Source organism: Mesorhizobium ciceri biovar biserrulae WSM1271, from assembly GCF_000185905.1.
Lineage (GTDB): Bacteria > Pseudomonadota > Alphaproteobacteria > Rhizobiales > Rhizobiaceae > Mesorhizobium > Mesorhizobium ciceri.
Window position 1 is genome coordinate 2,461,255 of record NC_014923.1, and the last position, 19,693, is coordinate 2,480,947.

Annotated in this window: 19 protein-coding genes and 1 tRNA gene; 8 read left to right on the forward strand and 12 right to left on the reverse strand. The window is 62.7% G+C overall.

The annotated features are described in order from the left end of the window. Window positions 1-5 precede the first annotated feature (5 nt). The 6 genes from melA (MESCI_RS11855) (at window position 6) to melA (MESCI_RS11880) (ending at window position 9,031) form a co-directional block, all read left to right on the forward strand. On the forward strand, window positions 6-1,472 hold the full coding sequence (melA, locus tag MESCI_RS11855) for an alpha-glucosidase/alpha-galactosidase (protein ID WP_013530189.1): 1,467 nt from the start codon (window positions 6-8) through the stop codon (window positions 1,470-1,472). A 146-nt stretch (window positions 1,473-1,618) separates the two neighbouring features. Beyond that, the gene (locus MESCI_RS11860) at window positions 1,619-3,703 is read left to right on the forward strand and encodes an ABC transporter substrate-binding protein (RefSeq protein WP_013530190.1); all 2,085 of its coding nucleotides are present in this window, start codon (window positions 1,619-1,621) and stop codon (window positions 3,701-3,703) included. 111 nt (window positions 3,704-3,814) lie between these two features. Continuing rightward, complete coding sequence (locus tag MESCI_RS11865) at window positions 3,815-4,822, forward strand: ABC transporter permease (RefSeq protein ID WP_013530191.1); 1,008 nt, start codon at window positions 3,815-3,817, stop codon at window positions 4,820-4,822. A 1-nt stretch (window position 4,823) separates the two neighbouring features. Beyond that, a complete protein-coding gene (locus MESCI_RS11870) occupies window positions 4,824-5,963 on the forward strand; it encodes an ABC transporter permease (protein WP_013530192.1) in 1,140 nt (379 codons plus the stop codon). A gap of 10 nt (window positions 5,964-5,973) precedes the next feature. Beyond that, window positions 5,974-7,641 carry an ABC transporter ATP-binding protein gene (locus MESCI_RS11875; RefSeq protein ID WP_013530193.1) on the forward strand — a complete coding sequence of 556 codons (1,668 nt, stop codon included), beginning with the start codon at window positions 5,974-5,976 and terminating at the stop codon, window positions 7,639-7,641. 19 nt (window positions 7,642-7,660) lie between these two features. Then, window positions 7,661-9,031, forward strand: coding sequence for an alpha-glucosidase/alpha-galactosidase (gene melA / locus MESCI_RS11880; protein WP_013530194.1), 1,371 nt, complete (start codon window positions 7,661-7,663; stop codon window positions 9,029-9,031). A gap of 5 nt (window positions 9,032-9,036) precedes the next feature. Here melA (MESCI_RS11880) and yacG read toward each other — a convergent pair whose 3' ends face one another. The 9 genes from yacG to MESCI_RS11925 form a co-directional block, all read right to left on the reverse strand. Next, window positions 9,037-9,234, reverse strand: a complete 198-nt coding sequence (gene yacG / locus MESCI_RS11885) for a DNA gyrase inhibitor YacG (RefSeq protein ID WP_013530195.1) — start codon at window positions 9,232-9,234, stop codon at window positions 9,037-9,039. Then, a complete protein-coding gene (locus tag MESCI_RS11890; RefSeq protein ID WP_013530196.1) occupies window positions 9,231-9,860 on the reverse strand; it encodes a Maf-like protein in 630 nt (209 codons plus the stop codon). The genes yacG and MESCI_RS11890 overlap by 4 nt, the downstream gene beginning before the upstream one ends. Before the next feature lie 21 nt (window positions 9,861-9,881). Next, entirely contained in the window at window positions 9,882-10,100 is a 219-nt protein-coding gene (infA, locus tag MESCI_RS11895; RefSeq protein WP_006200926.1) for a translation initiation factor IF-1, read from the reverse strand. Between the two features lie 87 nt (window positions 10,101-10,187). Then, window positions 10,188-10,658, reverse strand: coding sequence for an arsenate-mycothiol transferase ArsC (locus tag MESCI_RS11900; RefSeq protein WP_013530197.1), 471 nt, complete (start codon window positions 10,656-10,658; stop codon window positions 10,188-10,190). Then, window positions 10,646-11,131 carry a UPF0262 family protein gene (locus MESCI_RS11905; protein WP_013530198.1) on the reverse strand — a complete coding sequence of 162 codons (486 nt, stop codon included), beginning with the start codon at window positions 11,129-11,131 and terminating at the stop codon, window positions 10,646-10,648. Before MESCI_RS11905 ends, MESCI_RS11900 begins: the two co-directional genes overlap by 13 nt. 6 nt (window positions 11,132-11,137) lie before the next feature. Beyond that, window positions 11,138-12,430 (reverse strand): histidinol dehydrogenase, encoded by a 1,293-nt coding sequence (gene hisD / locus MESCI_RS11910; protein ID WP_013530199.1) that lies wholly within the window; start codon window positions 12,428-12,430, stop codon window positions 11,138-11,140. 7 nt (window positions 12,431-12,437) lie between these two features. Further along, window positions 12,438-12,872, reverse strand: a complete 435-nt coding sequence (locus tag MESCI_RS11915) for a DUF2948 family protein (protein WP_013530200.1) — start codon at window positions 12,870-12,872, stop codon at window positions 12,438-12,440. Window positions 12,873-13,077: 205 nt separating this feature from the next. Next, window positions 13,078-14,370 (reverse strand): UDP-N-acetylglucosamine 1-carboxyvinyltransferase, encoded by a 1,293-nt coding sequence (gene murA / locus MESCI_RS11920; RefSeq protein WP_013530201.1) that lies wholly within the window; start codon window positions 14,368-14,370, stop codon window positions 13,078-13,080. A gap of 130 nt (window positions 14,371-14,500) precedes the next feature. Beyond that, window positions 14,501-14,761, reverse strand: a complete 261-nt coding sequence (locus tag MESCI_RS11925) for a hypothetical protein (RefSeq protein WP_024504781.1) — start codon at window positions 14,759-14,761, stop codon at window positions 14,501-14,503. A gap of 94 nt (window positions 14,762-14,855) precedes the next feature. Here MESCI_RS11925 and MESCI_RS11930 point away from each other — a divergent pair. Further along, window positions 14,856-14,930 (forward strand) — tRNA-Thr (locus MESCI_RS11930). A 321-nt stretch (window positions 14,931-15,251) separates the two neighbouring features. Then, window positions 15,252-16,826 carry a peptidoglycan L,D-endopeptidase MepK gene (locus MESCI_RS11935; RefSeq protein WP_164919886.1) on the forward strand — a complete coding sequence of 525 codons (1,575 nt, stop codon included), beginning with the start codon at window positions 15,252-15,254 and terminating at the stop codon, window positions 16,824-16,826. Between the two features lie 305 nt (window positions 16,827-17,131). On the opposite strand, the gene MESCI_RS11940 is transcribed toward MESCI_RS11935, so the two are convergent. The 3 genes from MESCI_RS11940 to MESCI_RS11950 form a co-directional block, all read right to left on the reverse strand. Further along, window positions 17,132-17,656, reverse strand: a complete 525-nt coding sequence (locus tag MESCI_RS11940) for an OsmC family protein (protein ID WP_013530204.1) — start codon at window positions 17,654-17,656, stop codon at window positions 17,132-17,134. A 110-nt stretch (window positions 17,657-17,766) separates the two neighbouring features. Continuing rightward, window positions 17,767-18,303: a carboxymuconolactone decarboxylase family protein gene (locus tag MESCI_RS11945; protein ID WP_013530205.1), complete on the reverse strand. Its 537-nt coding sequence runs from the start codon at window positions 18,301-18,303 to the stop codon at window positions 17,767-17,769. Between the two features lie 87 nt (window positions 18,304-18,390). Beyond that, window positions 18,391-19,473, reverse strand: a complete 1,083-nt coding sequence (locus MESCI_RS11950) for an RNA polymerase sigma factor (protein ID WP_164745812.1) — start codon at window positions 19,471-19,473, stop codon at window positions 18,391-18,393. Window positions 19,474-19,693: the final 220 nt, after the last annotated feature.

Genomic DNA, 19,693 nt, shown 5'->3' on the forward strand with positions numbered 1-19,693 from the left:
GGCTGATGAGTTTCAAAATCGCTATCATCGGTGCCGGCAGCGTCGGCTTCACCAAGAAATTGTTCACCGACATCCTGTGCGTGCCCGAATTCAAGGACATCGAATTCGCGCTGACCGACGTCAGCGAGCACAATCTTCAGATGATCAAGGCGATCCTCGACAGGATCGTCGAGGCGAACAGGTTGCCGACCAGGGTGACGGCGACCACCGACCGCCGCAAGGCGCTCGAAGGCGCTCGCTACGTCATCAGCTGCGTGCGGGTCGGCGGCCTCGAAGCCTACGCCGACGATATCCGCATTCCCTTGAAATACGGCATCGACCAGTGCGTCGGCGATACGATCTGTGCCGGCGGCATTCTCTATGGCCAGCGCAACATTCCGGTGATCCTGGATTTCTGCAAGGATATACGCGAGGTCGCCGAGACGAACGTCAAATTCCTGAACTACGCCAACCCGATGGCGATGAACACCTGGGCGGCGATCGAATACGGCAAGGTCGACACTGTCGGGCTCTGTCACGGCGTCCAGCACGGCGCCGAGCAGATCGCCGAGGTGCTTGGCGCGAAGTCCACGCAGGAGCTCGACTATGTCTGTTCCGGCATCAACCACCAGACCTGGTTCATCGATCTGCGCCTCAACGGCCGCCCCATTGGCAAGGATGAACTGGTGGCCGCTTTCGAGGCGCATCCGGTCTATTCCAGGCAGGAGAAGCTGCGCATCGACGTCCTGAAGCGCTTCGGCGTCTATTCGACCGAAAGCAACGGTCATCTTTCCGAATATCTGCCCTGGTACCGCAAACGTCCCGACGAGATCACGCGCTGGATCGATATGTCCGACTGGATTCACGGCGAGACCGGCGGCTATCTCCGCTACTCCACCGAAACCCGCAACTGGTTCGAGACGGAATATCCGCAGTTCCTCGAAGCGGCGTCCAAGCCGATCGACCGCGAGAAACGCTCCAACGAGCATGCCAGCCACATATTGGAGGCGCTGGAGACCAACCGCGTCTATCGCGGCCACTTCAACGTCAAGAACAATGGGGTGATCACCAACCTGCCGCACGATGCCATCATCGAGTCGCCGGGCTTCGTCGACCGTTTCGGCATCAACATGGCCGCCAGCATCACGTTGCCGGAGGCTTGCGCCGCCACCTGCATCGCTTCGATCAACGTCCAGCGCATGTCGGTGCATGCCGCGATATCGGGCGACATCGATCTTCTGAAGCTCGCCGTGCTGCATGACCCGTTGGTCGGCGCGGTTTCGACGCCGGAGGAGGTTTGGCAGATGGTCGACGAAATGGTCGTCGCCCAGGCAGCCTGGCTGCCGCAATACGCCCATGCGGTTCCGGCCGCCAGGGAGCGGCTGTCGACATCCAAGGTGAAGACCCGCGAGTGGGCGGGCGCCGCACGGCGCAGCGTTCGCTCGATCGAGGAATTGCGCGCCGAAAAAGCCGCGCTGAAGCAAGCCGGCTGAAACGGGCCGGCTGAAACGGGCCGGCTGGAAATTCATGCGGTGATGGTGGATCCATGGGAGGCGGATCCACTGCCACGAAGCCGTTTGAATTCGAGGAGAGGCGGAGCGGGTGCAAACGCTCCGGACCAACAAGAGGGAGAGAGACAGTGAGGAATTTACGCAATATCGGCCTTGCTGCCGGACTGGCGCTGAGCGTCTCGGTCTCGGCACTCAGTGCTTACGCTTCCGAGCCGACGGTTCCGCCGGCGCCAACACCGTTTCCCGCCGAAGGCAAGATCAATTATGTCGCGCGCGACTCCATTCTGGAGTTCAAGGCGCTTCCCGAATATCACGAGCCCGACTGGGTCACCGAGAAATACGTCAAGACCGGCAAGCTGCCGCCGGTGAAAGACAGGCTGCCGAAGGAGCCGCTGGTCTTCAAAACGGGCAATATGCAAGACGGCATCGGCGTCTATGGCGATACGATGCGCCACGTCATCGGCGGGCGGCCGGAAGGCTGGAACTACGGCGCCGGTCAGACGCAAGGCTGGGGCGGCATCGACATCGGCCTCTCCGAATGCCTGACGCGCACCGCCCCGCTGTTCCAGGTCGAGGCCAAGGACACCGAGCCGCTGCCGAACCTGGCCAGGAGCTGGGATTGGTCGAGCGATGGCCACAAGCTGACCATGCACCTCATCGAAGGCGCGAAGTGGTCGGACGGCGTGCCGTTCAATGCCGACGACGTCATGTTCTACTGGGACGACGAGGTCGTCGATCCCAACGTCTCGCCGCTGAACGGCGCCACGCCGGAAACCTTCGGCGTCGGCACGACGTTGAAGAAGATCGACGACTACACCGTCGAATGGACCTTCAAGGACGCCTTCCCGAAGCAGTACCTGTATGCCATGGCCTACGGCACCTTCTGTCCTGGTCCCGCGCACATCCTGAAGCCGCAGCATCCGAAATATTCGAAGAACACCTACGATCAGTTCAAGAATGCCTTCCCGCCGGAATTCATGAACATGCCGGTGATGGGCGGCTGGGTCCCGGTCGAATACCGGCCGGACGACATCATCGTCATGCGCCGCAATCCCTATTACTGGAAGGTCGACGAAAAGGGCAATCAACTGCCCTATCTCAACGAACTGCACTACAAGCTGTCGACCTGGGCCGATCGCGACGTCCAGGCGGTGGCCGGCGCGGCTGATTTTTCCAATCTGGAGCAGCCGGAAAACTTCGTCGCCTCGCTGAAGCGTGCGGCGGAGGCGAACGCGCCTGCCCGTCTTGCTTTCGGCCCGCGGCTCATCGGCTACAATCTGCGCTTTAATTTTTCCGCCAATGGCTGGGGCAATCCGGACGAACGCGGCCAGGCGATCCGCGAGCTGAACCGCAACGAGGATTTCCGCAAGGCCGTCACCATGGCGCTCGACCGCAAGGCGCTCGGCGACTCGCTGGTCAAGGGGCCGTTCACCGCCATCTATCCCGGCGGCTTGTCGTCAGGAACCAGCTTCTACGACCGCAATTCGACGGTCTACTACCCCTTCGACCTCGATGGCGCCAAGGCTGAACTCGCCAAGGCCGGCCTCAAGGATACGGACGGCGACGGCTTCGTGAATTTCCCTTCCGGCACCGCCGGCGGCAAGAATGTCGAGATCGTGATGCTGGTCAACAACGACTACACGACCGACAAAAGCCTTGCCGAAGGCGTCGTCGCCCAGATGGAAAAGCTCGGGCTGCGGGTCGTGCTCAACGGCCTCAACGGCACCCAGCGGGACGCTTCGCAATACTCCGGCCGCTTCGATTGGCTGGTCCGGCGCAACGAACAGGAACTGACCTCGGTGGTGCAGAACACCGTGCAGCTTGCCCCTGTCGGCCCGCGCACCAGCTGGGACCATCGTGCGCCGGAAAATGGCGAGGTCGATGTGATGCCGTTCGAAAAGGACCTCGTCGACATCGTCAACAAGTTCGTCTCCACGCAGGACAATGACCAGCGCGCCAGCTTGATGAAACAATTCCAGAAGATCTCGACGGAGCACGTCTACAATGTCGGCCTGACGGAATATCCCGGCGCGCTGATCGTCAACAAGCGATTCTCGAACATTCCGCAGGGCACGCCGATCTTCATGTTCAACTGGGCCGAGGATTCGATCATCCGCGAACGGGTATTTGTCGCCGCAGACAAGCAGGCGAAATATGAATTGTTCCCCGATGAGCTGCCCGGCAAACCCGGAGAGAAGGGGCTGATGAATTAGGTTTACCTCCCTGACTGAGAGACCTCCGGCCGCGCCGCTGGCGCGGCCGGACAAACCAACCTCCGGACGCAACCAAGGGCGCGATCGGCGAGACAAGGAAATGAACCGTCCATGCTGCGATTCCTGCTCACGCGCATAGCGTCGGCAATCCCGGTCCTCGCCATCTTGAGCCTGGCCACCTTTGCCATCATCCAGGCGCCGCCGGGTGACTATGCCGACTACATCCGCTCGCAGGCGATCAACCAGGGTGGAGCTTCCTTTGCCGAGGCCGACGCGCAGGCAAAGGCCTATCGCATCGAGCATGGCCTCGATAAGCCGCTGCCCGTGCAGTATCTCAACTGGATCGTCGGCATCGTCACCCGCGGCGATTTCGGCTACAGCCTGTACTACAACAAACCGGTCGCCGATGTGGTCGGAGAGCGCCTGCCGCGCACGCTCCTTCTGGCGCTGGTCTGCCATCTGCTGGCCTCGGTGCTGGGCATCACATTCGGCATATGGGCGGCGACAAGGCAATACACCTGGATCGACTCGACACTGTCGGCCATCTCCTTCCTCGGCATGACGGTGCCGCGCTTCCTGATGGCGCTGATCATCGTCTATCTCCTGGTCTTCCAGTTCAACGTGTCTGAGATCGGCTCATTCTTCTCGCCGCAATATGGTGGTGCGCCGTGGTCGTGGGCCAAATTCGTCGACCTCGTCAAACATGTCTGGCCGGTGGTGGCGATCGCCACTTTCGGCGGCCTCGCCTACAATATGCGCGTCATGCGCGGCAATCTGCTCGATACGCTGAACGCGCAATATGTCGAGACGGCAAGGGCCAAGGGGCTGACGGGTGCTGCCGTCGTCATGCGCCACGCCGTGCCCAACGCGCTGCATCCGCTCATCATGTATCAGGGCGTGGTGCTGCCCTATATGCTGACCGGCGAGATCGAGACGGCGATCATCTTCGCACTGCCGACCGTCGGCCCGGCGATCGTCGGCTCCATGGCTGTCGGCGACGTCTATGTCACCGCCACCTTCATGATGGTCCTGTCGGCGACGCTCATCGTCGGCAACATCATCGCCGACATGCTGCTCGTGCTGCTCGATCCGCGCGTGCGCCAGTTCGGGGAGCGTTGAGATGCTGGCGCGCGATCCATCCCCTCCACCGCTGCCTGCCGAAGGGCCCATCGTCGCCAAACCGGCGCATGGCAACGAAAGCTACATCGCGCTTGTCTGGCGCCGGCTGAAGCGCTCCTGGACCGGCATGGCCGGGCTCTGGCTCGTCGTGCTGCTGCTGGTGATGGCCGTATTCGCCGAATTCATCGCGCCAATGGACCCGAAGGTCACGGATGTCGGCTTCGCTCCGCCGCAGGTGCCAAGCTTCCATGACAGAGACGGCGGTTTCACCGCACGGCCGAGGGTCTATGCGCTGGCCGATTCGGCGGACCTCGATCCGGTCACTTTCCAGCCCGTCGTCGGCCCCGACTATGATCATCCTAGGCTGCTCGGTTTCTTCGTGCATGGCGCGCCCTACAAGCTGTTTGGGCTGCTGCCGGCGGACCGGCATCTGTTCGGCTCGCTGGACGGCCAGCCGGTGCATTTCCTGGGCACCGACAAGTTCGGCCGTGACGTGCTGTCGCGCGCCATCCACGGCTCGCGCGTCTCGCTGATGATCGCCCTGACGGTCGTCTTCATCATCACCGTCATCGGCACCACCGTCGGCATGGTTTCCGGCTATTTCGGCGGCAGGTTCGATGTCTGGATGCAGCGCTTCGTCGAACTGGTGCTCGCCTTCCCGCAACTGCCGCTCTATCTGGCGCTGACGACGCTGATCCCGGTCACCGCTCCCACCAACGTCTTCCTCGCTTTCGTCATCATCGTCATGTCGGCCTTGGGCTGGGCGCAGATGTCGCGCGAAGTGCGCGGCAAGACGCTGGCGCTGGCGCGGATCGAGTATGTGCGCGCCGCCATGGCGGTCGGCGCCACCGACCGGCGCATCATCATGCAGCACATCTTCCCCAATGTGATGAGCCATGTGATCGTCGCCGTGACGCTGGCGATCCCGACCGTGGTGCTGCTCGAATCCTTCCTCGGTTTCCTCGGCTTCGCCGTCAAGCCGCCGCTGATCTCGTGGGGCCTGATGCTGCAGGACACCGCGACCTATTCCGTCATCGGCACCTATCCCTGGATCCTGTCGCCGGTCGGTTTCGTGCTGGTCACCGTCTTTGCCTTCAACGCGCTGGGCGACGGCCTGCGTGACGCCGTCGACCCTTATTGAGGTGGCACAGATGTCCGTCGCGCTCGCCGAATCCTTCGCACCGATCGTCCGTCACGACCATGACGGACGCCAGGACCAGCCGATCATCGATGCCCGCAACGTCGCCGTGGCCTTCAAGGTCGAGCATGGCGTCGTCGAAGCGGTCAAGGATATCTCGTTCCAGCTCTATCGCGGCGAGACGATCGCCATCGTCGGCGAATCCGGTTCGGGCAAGTCGGTGACGGCGCGCACCGTCATGGGCCTGCTGTCGCGGCGCGCCACCGTGTCGCCCGGCTCGAGCGTCTGTTATGACGGGCAAAACATCCTGAAATTTCCCGAGAGCGCCCGGCGCAAGCTGCGCGGCAACCGCATCTCGATGATCTTCCAGGAGCCGATGAGTTCGCTCAACCCGATCTATACGATCGGCAGCCAGATCGTCGAGGCGATCCGGGTGCATCGTAAGGTCAGCCGCAAACAGGCTTGGGCGCGAGCGCTCGAACTTCTGCAGCACGTGCAGATTCCCGATCCTGCCGCGCGGCTCAGACAATACCCGCATCAGCTCTCGGGCGGGCAACGCCAGCGGGTGATGATCGCCATGGCGCTGGCCAACAATCCCGACGTGCTGATCGCCGATGAGCCGACCACGGCGCTCGATGTCACCGTCCAGGCGCAGATCCTGAACCTGATCCGCAGCCTGCAGAAAGAGCTGCGCATGGCGGTGATCCTGATCACCCACGATCTCACCGTGGTGCGCCAGTTCTCCGACTACGTCTATGTCATGCAGCATGGCGAAATGTGCGAGCACAACGTCACCGAACGGCTGTTCGCCGACCCGCGGCATCCCTATACGAGGCGGCTGCTGGCTTCAGAGCCGCACGGGCAGCCGAAGCCGCTGCCGGAGGGCTGTGGCACCATTCTCGAGGCCAGCGGCGTGCGCGTCTCATTCATGCTGCGCCACGGCACCTTTCTGAAACCCGACTGGCGCGAATTGGTCGCCGTCGACGATCTCAGCCTGAAACTCTGTCGTCATGAGACGCTGGGGCTGGTCGGCGAGTCCGGCTCCGGCAAGACCACCTTCGGCCAGGCCCTGCTCCGGTTGATCGACGCCAAGCGCGGCGAGATCCGTTTCGACGGCAAGCCGATCCACGGCCTGTCGCGGGCCGAGATGCGGCCGTTGCGCTCGCGCATGCAGATCGTCTTCCAGGATCCGTTCTCCTCGCTCAACCCGCGCATGACGATCGGCCAGATCATCGAGGAAGGGCTGATCGTCAACAGCATAGGGGCGACGCGGCGCGAGCGGGTCGAACGGGTGCGCGACGCGCTGGTCAGCGCCGGCATGCCGGGCGATATACTGTCGCGGTTTCCGCACGAATTCTCCGGCGGCCAGCGACAACGCATTGCGATCGCCCGCGCCATAGCGCTCGAACCAGAATTCATCCTGCTCGACGAGCCGACATCGGCGCTGGACCTCTCCGTCCAGGCGCAGATCATCGACCTCCTGCGCAAGCTGCAGGACGAGCGCGGCCTCAGCTACCTCTTCATCTCGCACGACCTCAAGGTGGTGCGTGCGCTGTGCCATCGCGTGATCGTCATGCAGAACGGCAAGATCGTCGAGCAGGGCCCCGTCGACGACATCCTGTCCAATCCCAAGACCGCTTACACCGAACGGCTCGTCAGGGCCGCTTTCGATGTGGCCTGAACATATGCCGGAGGTTAGCATGGCAAGAAATCCCAAGATCACGTTCATCGGCGCCGGCTCGACGGTGTTCATGAAGAACATTGTCGGCGACGTGCTGCAGCGCCCGTCGCTGTCCGGCGCAACGATCGCGCTGATGGACATCAATCCGCAGCGGCTGGAAGAGAGCGCCATTGTCGTCAACAAGCTGATCGCGACGCTTGGCGTCAAGGCGAAGACCGAGACCCATTCGGATCAGCGCAAGGCGCTGGCCGGCGCGGATTTCGTCGTCGTCGCCTTCCAGATCGGCGGCTACGAGCCCTGCACCGTCACTGACTTCGAGGTGCCGAAGAAATACGGCCTGCGCCAGACGATCGCCGACACGCTCGGCGTCGGCGGCATCATGCGGGGCTTAAGGACCGTGCCGCATCTGTGGAAGGTGTGCGAAGACATGCTCGCCGTCTGCCCGCAGGCGATCATGCTGCAATATGTCAACCCGATGGCGATCAACACCTGGGCGATAGCAGAGAAATACCCTGCGATCAGGCAGGTCGGCCTCTGCCATTCGGTGCAGGGCACGGCAATGGAACTGGCTGAAGACCTCGACCTTCCCTACGAAGAGATCCGCTATCGCTCGGCCGGCATCAACCACATGGCGTTTTATCTGAAGTTCGAGCATCGCCAGCCGGACGGTTCCTACCGCGACCTCTACCCAGATCTCGTGCGCGCCTATCGCGAAGGCCGCGCGCCCAAGCCCGGCTGGAACCCGCGCTGTCCCAACAAGGTGCGCTACGAGATGCTGACCAGGCTCGGCTATTTCGTCACCGAGAGCTCGGAGCACTTTGCCGAATACACGCCCTATTTCATCAAGGAGGGCCGCCCCGACCTGATCGAGAAATACGGCATCCCGCTGGATGAATATCCCAAGCGCTGCATCGAGCAGATCGAGCGCTGGAAGGGACAGGCTGAAGCCTATCGCTCGGCCGATCGCATCGAGGTAGAGCAGTCCCGGGAATATGCCTCCTCGATCATGAATTCAGTCTGGACCGGCGAGCCGTCGGTGATCTACGGCAATGTCCGCAACAATGGCTGCATCACCTCGCTGCCCCGCGATTGCGCCGCCGAAGTGCCGTGCCTGGTCGATGCCTCCGGCATCCAGCCGACCTATATAGGCGACCTGCCGCCGCAATTGACTGCGCTGATCCGCACCAACATCAACGTGCAGGAACTGACGGTGCGGGCTCTGATGACCGAGAACCGCGAGCACATCTACCACGCGGCGATGATGGATCCGCACACCGCGGCCGAACTCGATCTCGACCAGATCTGGTCACTGGTCGATGATCTCTTGGCCGCTCACGGCGACTGGCTGCCGGGCTGGGCGCGGGTGGCGCGCAAGACCGAGGCCGCCTGACGACCTCATTTCGGAGCGTCGGGATCCGTCTCTTCCTCGTCATCGCGGGCCTTGATGACATAGGCGCCCTTCAGCCAGCGGTTGAGGTCGATGTCCTTGCAGCGCGTCGAGCAGAACGGAAAGCTGTCGCGCGCCGAGGGCTTGCCGCATTCGGGGCAGGGGCGCTTTGGGCGCAAGGGCGTTACTTTGGGATCGGAATTCACAGCCGGGTTCCCGCCAGCCAGCCGCCATGCACCTTGAAGCCTTCGCCGCTCAGCAGCGCGATGGTCTCATAGAGCGGCAGCCCGACGATGTTGGTGTAGGAGCCGACCAGCTTGACGACGAAGGCGCCGGCGAGGCCCTGGACGGCGTAGCCGCCCGCCTTGCCGCGCCATTCGCCCGAGGCGATATAGGCGTCGATCTCTTCGCGCGGCAGCCGCTTGAAACGCACCCGCGTCTCGACCAGGCGCTGGCGCAGCTTGCCACCCGGGGTGATAAGGCAGATGCCGGAATAGACCCGATGCGAACGGCCCGACAACAGCCCGAGACAGTTGGCAGCGTCGTCGAGGGTTTCTGCCTTGGGCAGGATGCGCCGCCCGACGGCAACCACCGTGTCGGCGGCCAGCACGAAACCCGGCGCATAGTCGGCTTCGGTCTTCAGTGACGCAAACGCCTTTTCGGCCTTTTCCTTCGACAGCCGCTTGGCCAGCGAGCGCGGATGCTCGGCACGCAGCGGCGTTTCGTCGATATCGGCCGGCAGCACGCGGTCCGGCTCGATGCCGGCCTGCTGCAAGAGCTCGATTCGGCGCGGCGAACCCGAGGCAAGCACCAGCTTCTGCAAAATGCTCATCGCGGACCAGTCGGGCTTTGCTTACTTGAAACGATAGGTGATGCGGCCCTTGGTCAGGTCGTATGGCGTCATCTCGACCAGAACCTTGTCGCCGGTCAGCACGCGGATGCGGTTCTTGCGCATGCGGCCGGCCGTATGGGCGATGATTTCGTGTTCGTTTTCGAGCTTTACCCGGAACATCGCGTTCGGCAACAATTCCGTCACGACACCCGGAAACTCGAGGACTTCTTCCTTCGGCATTCGATACCTTTGCTTGGATGGTAGTTCCAGCACCCTGGCCGGAATTTCGGCGGAACCTATATGATAATCGTCCGCTTGTGAACACGCTTAATCCGTCGCGTTTTTTGCCTCTGGAAGCAAGAAACGTCGGCCTATGCGCACCTTCAGCCGCTCGCGGACGTCCCGGTACGCTGCCATGATCTGTTCGCGCGTGCCACCGGCGTCGGTCGGGTCCGGCGTCGGCCAATATTCGACCTCGACGGCGAGCGAGCGGGTGAGTTCGAGTGCGGCGTGGTGCGCTTCGGGTGCCAGCGTGACGATGAGGTCGAAATAGTCGTCCTCGAGATCGTCCATCGTCCTTGGGTGGCGCTCGCCCAGCGTGAGATCTTCTTCGGCCAGCACCGCATCGACGAACGGATCGCGCTCGCCGGCGCGAACGCCGGCCGAAGCGACAAAGACGGTGGCGGGCAGCATCCGGCGCGCCAGCTGCTCCGCCATTGGCGAGCGCACGGCATTCATGCCGCACAGGAACAGGATCGAACGGGGCAGGGCGCCGGGCGACAGGGCTAGCCCCGCCAGTGCAGCACGCAGACCAGCGTGAACAGCCGGCGCGCCGTGTCGAAGTCGATGTCGATCTTGCCGGACAGCCGGTCCATCAACGTCTGCGAACCTTCATTGTGCAGGCCGCGGCGGCCCATGTCGATCGCCTCGATATGGCTCGGCGTCGAGGAACGGATGGCGTCGTAGTAGCTTTCGCAGATCATGTAGTAATCCTTGACGATGCGCCGGAGCGGCGTCAGCGACAGGATATGGGTGACGACGGCGGTGCCATCCTCGCGCGCAACGGCAAACACCAGGCGCTGCTCGGCCAGCGACAGTTTCAGCCGGTAAGGGCCGTCGCCGCTGTCATTGACGGGCTGGAAACTGTTCTCCTCGATCAGGTCGAAGATCGCCACCGCGCGTTCATGCTCGACATCCGGCGTTGACCGGCCGATCGATTCATCGAGTTCGACATCGATCAGCCTGGCGCGGGTTTGATCGGGGCCAGACATCGCCGCCTACATGTTCAACCGTATGGCGACGGAGCGTCCATGCGCGTCAAGACCCTCCGCCTTGGCCAGCGCAATCGCCGCCGGCGCCAAGATACGCAACTGCTCCGGTCCAAGCTTGAGGATCGACGTGCGCTTGACGAAATCGAGCACGGACAGGCCGGACGAGAAACGCGCCGAGCGCGCCGTCGGCAGCACATGGTTGGAGCCGCCGACATAGTCGCCGATGGCTTCCGGCGTGTGGCGGCCGAGAAAGACCGCACCGGCATTGCGCATCCGCGACAGGAAGTCCTCGGCGTCGTCGATGGCCAGTTCGACATGTTCGGCGGCGATGCGATCGACCAGCGGCAGCGCGGCGTCGATGGTCGACACCTGGATCACGGCACCAAAATCGCGCCAGCTCGCCGCTGCCGTTTCAGCGCGTGGCAGGCTCTGCAACTGGCGCTCGACCGCCTGTTCGACCGCGATGCCGAAAGCCGGATCGTCGGTGACCAGGATCGACTGTGCCGAAGCGTCGTGTTCGGCCTGGGCCAGCAGGTCGGCAGCGATCCAGTTCGGATCGTTGCTGCCGTCGGCCACGACAAGCACTTCCGACGGCCCGGCGATCATGTCGATGCCGACGGTGCCGAAAACCTGGCGCTTGGCTGCCGCGACATAGGCATTGCCCGGGCCGACGATCTTGGCGACCGGCCGGATTGTCTCGGTGCCATAGGCGAGGGCGGCGATCGCCTGCGCGCCGCCGACGCGGTAGATTTCGGACACGCCTGATATGTCCGCTGCCACCAGCACCAGCGGATTGATGATGCCGCCCGGCGCCGGCACGACCATGACGATGCGCTCGACGCCGGCCACTCTGGCCGGCACGGCGTTCATCAGCACCGAGCTCGGATAGCTCGCCGTACCGCCCGGCACATAGAGCCCGACGGCCTCGATCGCCGTCCAACGCCAGCCGAGCTCGACGCCGGCGGCATCCGTATAACGATCGTCCTTCGGCCGCTGCCGTTCATGATGCGAGCGGATGCGGTCGCGCGCGAACTCCAGCGCCTCGATCGTCTTTGGGTCGGCCGTTTCGTAGGCGGTTGCGATGTCTTCCTTAGACACGGCAATGCCGAGGCCGGTCAAATCGGCGCGATCGAATTTCCGCGTATAGTCGATCAGTGCCGCGTCGCCCTCGGCGCGCACGCGCGCGATGATGTCGCGCACCGCGGCATCGACATCGGCGGAGACCTCCCGCTTGGTCGTGAGGAAGGCGGCGAAACGTTGCTCGAAATCGGCATCGGACTGACGAAGCGTGATGGCCATCGGACGCTCAGGCCTTGTGGATGGGGCGCGAGGTGGCTTCCCACGCGCCGCCGATGTCGGCAAGACGGGCCTCGATGCACTCGACATCGAGCATGATCGCACCGCCGCCCGAGAAGATCAGCTCGACGATGCCGGCCGGCTTGCTGATCTCGATGAAGCTGATCGCCAGCAGCGACAGGACTTCGGCAGGCTTGTCGCGGTCAATACCGCTGGTCTTGGCCCCGAGCACGCGGTCGAAATGCAGCACGGCCTGCCGTCGCTCATTATGCTGGCGAAACAGGCCGGATTTTGCCTCCCAGACGAAACGGTTCATGGTCAGCAGGAAACGCTTGGCCGCGGGGAGGAATTCGAGGTCGCTGACTTTCAGCACGGCATCCTGGACATGAGCCGAAACGATGCTCAGATCCTGGTCGTCGAGCGCGATAAGCTTAAGGGCGGTCATACGGATTTCGCACCTGAAGGTTGATTGTTCAGCCTTCTGTTAGGCGGTCTTGGCGATCGGTGCAACCGCACCAACAGCTGCAGCTCTGCGCTGCCCCTCATCGCCCTGCCGGGCACTTCTCCCCGGATAGTGACGGGGAGAAGGACGCTGCCGCGAAGGATTTCGCCAATCTCCTGCGCTGCTAGAGAGGAGCCGAGGTCGCGGGCTACGCCGAAATCCGTTCGATCACCGCGCCGCAGTTGGACAGCTTTTCTTCCAGCCGCTCGAAGCCGCGATCGAGGTGGTAGACGCGGTTGACCGTGGTCTCGCCTTCCGCCGCCAGGCCGGCGATGACCAGCGAGACAGAGGCGCGAAGATCGGTCGCCATGACCGGCGCGCCCTTCAGCTTCGGCACGCCGTCGACGATCGCCGTCTGGCCCGAAAGCGTGATGTGAGCGCCGAGCCGCGCCAGTTCCTGCACATGCATGAAGCGGTTCTCGAAGATCGTCTCGGTGATGCGCGACTTACCCTTGGCCATGGTCATCAGGCCCATGAACTGCGCCTGCAAATCGGTCGGGAAGGCCGGGAAGGGTGCTGTCGTCACGTCGACCGGCGAAATGCCGGCGCCGTTGCGCCTCACCCGGATGCCGGAATTGGTCGGCGTGATCTCCGCACCCGTCTGGGCGATCACGTCCAGTGCGGTCTGCAGCAGGTCCGCACGCGCGCCTTCGAGCACGACGTCGCCGCCGGTCATGGCGACGGCCATCGCATAGGTGCCGGTCTCGATGCGGTCGGGAATGACGCGCACGCGCGCACCGGAGAGCGATTCGACGCCGTCGATGGCAATGGTTGGCGTGCCGGCGCCGGAAATCTTCGCGCCCATGGCGTTGAGGCACTCGGCCAGATTGACGATCTCGGGCTCGCAGGCGGCATTTTCCAGCACCGTCTCGCCCTTGGCGAGTGCCGCGGCCATCATCAGCACATGGGTGGCGCCGACCGAGACCTTCGGGAAGATATAGCGGTTGCCGACAAGGCGGCCATTCCGGGTCTTGGCGATGACATAGCCGGTGTCGACGTCGATATCAGCGCCCAGCGCCTGGAGGCCCTCGAGGAACAGATCGACCGGCCGCGTGCCGATGGCGCAACCGCCCGGCAGCGACACTTTTGCTTCGCCCATGCGGGCCAGCAGCGGGCCGATCACCCAGAACGAGGCGCGCATCTTCGACACCAGCTCGTAGGGCGCTGTGGTGTCGACGATGTTGCGGGCGGAGAAGTTGATGGTGCGCGAATAGCCCTCATTCTGCTTCTCGCGGCGGCCATTGACCGAATAATCGACGCCGTGGTTGCCTAGGATGCGGATCAGCTGCTCGACATCGGCCAGATGCGGCACGTTTTCCAGCGTCAGCGTGTCGTCGGTCAAAAGCGAGGCGATCATCAAAGGCAGCGCCGCGTTTTTCGCGCCCGAGATCGGAATGCTTCCGGAGAGCTTGTTGCCCCCGACAATTCTGATGCGATCCATGGAAGAACGTCCCTCTCGGCCAAAAAAGGGCCGGTTCAATCGTTTGAGTAGCGGCCCGTCTAGACCATTGGCCAATCTGGTTCAAGAAATAGGATTTCGCCCACCCCAGGCCAAGAGTGACCTATTTGAGTTAATCCTTTTGTATTTTCTTCGATGCAGCGAGCCCGTCCGGGCGCAGGTCGGCCTCGCCGGTCCGCCGCGAGCGCGACTGCGCCTTGCGCTTCTGCAGATTGGCGCGCAATTGCTCGGCCAGCCGATCCTTGCGGATTGTTGCGCTGCTTTTCGGTGGACCATCCTTTTTCACTGGAATTGTCTTGTCGTCCATCGCCCCATCCCGCCGGCGACCCACCAGCTTGCTGTTCAGGGATAGCCAACATTGTGGCACTGCCATGTCATTAAAAGCCATCCGGCAAAGCCTTTCACAGAAGCGTTGCACTTGGCCTTGCGCTTGCCGGTTCGATATGGCAGAAGCCCCGCCATCAGCGGCTGCGGTAGCTCAGTGGTAGAGCACTCCCTTGGTAAGGGAGAGGTCGAGAGTTCAATCCTCTCTCGCAGCACCAGTTTCCAACATCCCTGTTGCCGCACGATCGTCCTCTGCATTTGCGAGGGCGAGGCGGGTACATGGGATGGCGCGGCCCTCGTGCTGACGGACCCGATCAGCGGTTCATTGCTTCAGAAAATGGCTGCCACAGGCAAATCCAGCCGAAGCGCATTCCGGCAAGACACGATTCATTAACCAAGATGCTATTCATCGACATGACGTATTGTGGCATGGATGCCCGTCTTCGCCGGTCAGATCCATGCTTGTCAGGAAGAGGGCCGAAAGGCTCCTGATCTGGGCGGAAAATCTAAATCGCCCGAAACAAAAGAACGTGCAAGGCATGAACGTGAGCGAAAACGTGCAAAACGCCCCCGGTGCTTCCCGTCTTTGGACCCTGCCTGCCATCATCGCAGCGTTCCTTTGCCTGTGCGCTACCGGCGCGTTCGCGGAGACGCGTGCTTTGAAGATTCAACATCTCCATACGGGAGAGAAGGCTGAAATCGTCTTCAAGCGCAATGGGCGCTATGATCCGGCGGGATTGAAGAAGATCAATCTCATGCTGCGCGACTGGCGTCGCAACGAACCGACGAAGATGGATCCGCGCCTGCTCGATCTTGTCTGGCAGGCCTATCGCGCCAGCGGCTCGACAGCCTATATCCATGTGGTCAGCGCCTATCGTTCGCCGGCGACGAACGCCATGCTGCGCAGCCGCTCGAAGGGTGTGGCCCGGGAGAGCCAACACATGGTTGGCCGCGCGATGGACTTCTTCCTGCCGGATGTGTCGCTGAAGAAACTGCGCGACATCGGCCTCAAAATGCAGGGCGGCGGCGTGGGTTATTATCCCACCTCCGGTTCGCCTTTCATACACATGGATGTCGGCAATGTGCGGCATTGGCCGGGCATCAGCCGCCAGGAACTCGCCAGGGTATTTCCGAACGGCAACACACTGCATGTGCCGAGCGACGGCAAACCGCTGCCCGGCTATGAGCAGGCGTTTGCCGCCTACAAATCGCGCAAGGGCGCCGGCACGCCCAACATCGAGCTGGCAAGCGTCGACGGCGGCCAACGCAGGCCGCGTGGCCTGCTGGCGACGCTCTTGGGCGGGGGCGGCGCAGACGAGTCCGATGATGTCGCCGAAGCGGTGCCGGCGCCACGCAAACCGGCGAGGTCCGTCGAACCCAGACCGGCCGGACAGGGTATCGCTATCGTGCCGCCGCAGGATGCCCAGCGGGCGGACATCCAGATTGCTGCCAGCGATCCAGGCGAAGAACCGCTTGCCGGGCAGAAGGGGAAGACGCCTGAAGCGATCGTCATGGCGATGGCGCCGGGCTCAGTGCCGCTGCCGGCCTTCGCACCGCGAGCCGAGTTCACGGCACCCGTTCCCACCCCGGAAACCGCACCGTTGGCAATCGCCGGCGCGTCCACGGCGCAGGCCGAGCTGGCCGTTGCCAAGCCGGACGCCGCGAATGCCGATGCCGCTGCCACGAGCGTCGCGCCGGAGATGATGGCGCTCAACGTCCCATTGCCGACATGGCGGCCGGAAAGCCAGTCAAGCCCGACGCGCCAGTTGGAAGCAGCCAAATCTGGCGATGCCATCGGTGTCTTGCTGGCCATGCATCACCCCGACGACGGGCTGGCCGGCGAGCGGATCGCGGCGCCTGCGTCAAAGCCAGAAGATCGCGTCAGGGCGAACCCCAAGGCCGACCGTGTCCAGCGGCGCCCCGATTCCGAGGCAGATCGCGCTGTTGCCGGTGGGGCCGCATCAACAGGGGCGCCCATGATTGCCGCCAATTTCATCCGCACGGCGCCGGAGCATGTCTATCTCGATGGATTCCAACCGCGGGGACGGACGTCCGATCACCGCCGCTTCACCGGCTCCGCGGTGAAATTCCTGCCCATCGCCAGTTTCAAATAGAGGGCGAAAGCACCGTTCGATCCAGTATCGAAATGTGTTGCGCCATATCGATGGCCGGGGCGGTCACGGGATTCGCAATGCCGAACCCTTCCGCGCTATAACACTTGGCGAGCAGCGCGCTACTGCAGCGGGCAGTCGGCTCGTTGCTGTCGGCCGCCATCCGTTGCCTTTCGAGCAGATCGCCCCGCGAACTTGCCAGGATCGTGGTGGCGGCGCAAACGTGCACGAGGCATATTTGGCCCCGCCGGCCGCAACCGGCGGGACTAAGCCACAGGCCGCCCAGCGGGCGAGTTCTGCGAAAAGGATCACGCCTGGTGAATCACCAATTCGCTGGTCATGGGAATTCCTCTAAGGGCGCCAAGCACCATGTTGTGCGAGATCGCGCGCTCATGAATTTTCTCCAGATCGGCGCGGGGCGCCGAAGAACACACGGTTGCGCTGAGGTGCAGGGACACGTAGCAATGCCGGGCGTCCACGGGCGCCGTGAGCCCATCAAGTCCGTCGAACTCGCCACGCGGGTCGAACACGCCTTCCGCGATGAAATCGACCGAACGAAGATCGACCCCCGCATGCGCTGCCAGCATCGGATAATCCGAGCCGGCGCACACAGCCGCCGCGGCAAAGATCTGCTCCCAGGGAAAGACGGCGGTCGGCGAATTGTCCTTGAGGCTCGCCGGTCGCTCCAGTAGCGGTGTTGTGTAAGGATCGCCTGATTGCGGGTCGAAGCGGTAGCGGGCACGATAGGTGCCACGCACCGCGTCACCGTGTTTCTTTAGCACGGACACGATATCTTTGACTGTGCTGACGGTTTCTCCGAAGACTACTGGCATCTTTACCTCCCTGTAAAATGAGAATTCCACTCCCTATTCCGGTCCGAGGATGCCGACGACGGTTGCCGCGGCCTGGCCCCAATTCCGACAATGTGCCGACAAGGCTCGCGCTACTTGGCAGGCGCGGCAGCCTGAGCGTCGCCGCCGAGATCCTTCTTGAAGGTCTCAAAGTCGACCTGCATGCCGTTGAAGATTGTGCTCCAGTGCCGTGACAGAGCGGCGATTGCGACGGCCTCTTCGATCTCGTCCTCCGTTGCGCCCGCCTGTTTTGCGCTCTCGGTGTCTTCCCAGATGCAATACTGGCAGGGAATTTGTGCGGAGACGGCGAGCGAGATCAGAGCCTTGACCTTCGGCGGCAGGGCGGTTTCGCTGGAGAACTGCAGAGCCTTCACCTCTGCCCAGGCGCCCGGCAGCGCTGCTTTTGAAACCTGATGGAGAAAGGTCGGCACCGAGCCGAGCGTCCGCTCGACGTCCTTATAGGTGGCGTCGACCTCAGCCTGACCGGCCCAGCCTAAGCCTGATGACAACAATGTGGCGCAGACGACAGTCGATGCGAACGCCGTGTGAAGGAGGCGGCGCGAGCGGCTGGGCCCGAGCTCGCCGTGGTGTGCGATGGAAGCAACATGGGGAACTGCGAAGGCGAACATGATCTCTCTCCTCTCTGGAACCATTTGCATCCGGGCCAGATGATGCCCGCGTGCTGTAAGGAGTCACGGACGGGAGAAAAAGTTCGATCAGTCGTCGTCGATTCTAGGCGGACGCGGCGAAAGATGAAGATGCAAGCGTCGGGCCTTGCCGTCTCGCTGAAAGATCACCAGGACGACACCCGGCGGGCAGTGGAAAGGGTCTTCCGGCGGATTGACGAATAGTCCCTCGATCACAGTGACCTGGCTGGCGCTGAGAATGCGCTGCGGTTCCAGGCGGACGCCGGCTTCCGTGTCGGCGTCGACTTCCCAGGCAAGGAATGAGCGACCCAGCACTGGTTTGCTCGTCCCGCGGACAAGATGCAGGTCCTCTGCAAAGTGCCCAAGGAAGCGGTCACGCTCGCCATGCTGGTTGAGCCCATTGAAAATTTCGGAGTAGAATCGCTGGCGCTCGCGAGACTGCGAGCGAGCCTCTGTGTCGGCAAGGCCCGCCGTTTCCAGCAGCATCTCGGCAAGCTTGCGTTTGGCTTGCGACAAACGACTGCGAACCGTCCCAATCGGGACACCCAGAATGGCGGCCAGTTCCTCGTAAGACTGATAGCTTCCGAAATAGCGCAACATGGCGGTAGCCTGCAGCGGCTCGGGAAGCTTGCGTAGGGCGTCCCAAACCCATTCGCGAAGCGCGACTTTCTCCAGCCGCTCCTCAATGCTTGCGCGTTCGTCTGGGCGGTCTGGAATGTCGGCGGTCAAGATCTCGCGTCGTCTTCGACGCAATTGTTGTAGGCAACAGCGGTGCAACACAGTGCGAAGCCAGCCACCGACGGCTTGCGGATCCTTGAGTTCGCCGATGCGCCTCAGCGCGATCAGGAAAGTCTCATGCACAGCATCTTCGGCGTCCGACCCATAGCCGAGCATGTTCAGCGCTATCGCATAGAGCCGTGCGCGATGACGTTCCAGCAGCAGGCCGAGGCAACCACAATCGCCGCCCCGAGCGGCAAGGGCCAGTTCGGCATCACTCGGCACGATATGAGTTTCGTAGCCCATGGACTTAAGATGCATCAACTGGCGAAAAAGTTCGAATGCCAGTTCAGCTTCGTCACGATCCGTGTTCGGCGGGCACCAGTTCACCAATGACGCTTTGATGGGGTTTTGGATTGAGGTTATGACCCTCACTTCACGTCCGTAACAACCGGCCCCGAAACGGGGTCCGTGAGAACCAGGCTCGCCGCCAAGATACTCAAGCGAGATCGAAAGTGCATATGGCAGTGAGCAAGGATTGGATTCTGGCGGATGCGGGCGATCTACGCGGCTAGATTCAATCCTGTAAAACTTTTTCCAGATTTGACACCATTTCACAAAATTGTAAGATAATCATCTTCCGTCAGCGATAGGC

Coding starts and splice junctions, on each gene's coding strand:
- MESCI_RS11870 (WP_013530192.1), top strand. CDS start 4,824: ATGCTGGCGCGCGATCCATCCCCTCCACCGCTGCCTGCCGAAGGGCCC.
- melA (WP_013530194.1), top strand. CDS start 7,661: ATGGCAAGAAATCCCAAGATCACGTTCATCGGCGCCGGCTCGACGGTG.
- MESCI_RS11905 (WP_013530198.1), bottom strand. CDS start 11,131: ATGTCTGGCCCCGATCAAACCCGCGCCAGGCTGATCGATGTCGAACTC.
- murA (WP_013530201.1), bottom strand. CDS start 14,370: ATGGATCGCATCAGAATTGTCGGGGGCAACAAGCTCTCCGGAAGCATT.
- MESCI_RS11875 (WP_013530193.1), top strand. CDS start 5,974: ATGTCCGTCGCGCTCGCCGAATCCTTCGCACCGATCGTCCGTCACGAC.
- MESCI_RS11865 (WP_013530191.1), top strand. CDS start 3,815: ATGCTGCGATTCCTGCTCACGCGCATAGCGTCGGCAATCCCGGTCCTC.
- melA (WP_013530189.1), top strand. CDS start 6: ATGAGTTTCAAAATCGCTATCATCGGTGCCGGCAGCGTCGGCTTCACC.
- MESCI_RS11915 (WP_013530200.1), bottom strand. CDS start 12,872: ATGACCGCCCTTAAGCTTATCGCGCTCGACGACCAGGATCTGAGCATC.
- infA (WP_006200926.1), bottom strand. CDS start 10,100: ATGCCGAAGGAAGAAGTCCTCGAGTTTCCGGGTGTCGTGACGGAATTG.
- MESCI_RS11890 (WP_013530196.1), bottom strand. CDS start 9,860: ATGAGCATTTTGCAGAAGCTGGTGCTTGCCTCGGGTTCGCCGCGCCGA.
- MESCI_RS11940 (WP_013530204.1), bottom strand. CDS start 17,656: ATGCCAGTAGTCTTCGGAGAAACCGTCAGCACAGTCAAAGATATCGTG.
- MESCI_RS11925 (WP_024504781.1), bottom strand. CDS start 14,761: ATGGCAGTGCCACAATGTTGGCTATCCCTGAACAGCAAGCTGGTGGGT.
- MESCI_RS11935 (WP_164919886.1), top strand. CDS start 15,252: ATGAACGTGAGCGAAAACGTGCAAAACGCCCCCGGTGCTTCCCGTCTT.
- hisD (WP_013530199.1), bottom strand. CDS start 12,430: ATGGCCATCACGCTTCGTCAGTCCGATGCCGATTTCGAGCAACGTTTC.
- MESCI_RS11945 (WP_013530205.1), bottom strand. CDS start 18,303: ATGTTCGCCTTCGCAGTTCCCCATGTTGCTTCCATCGCACACCACGGC.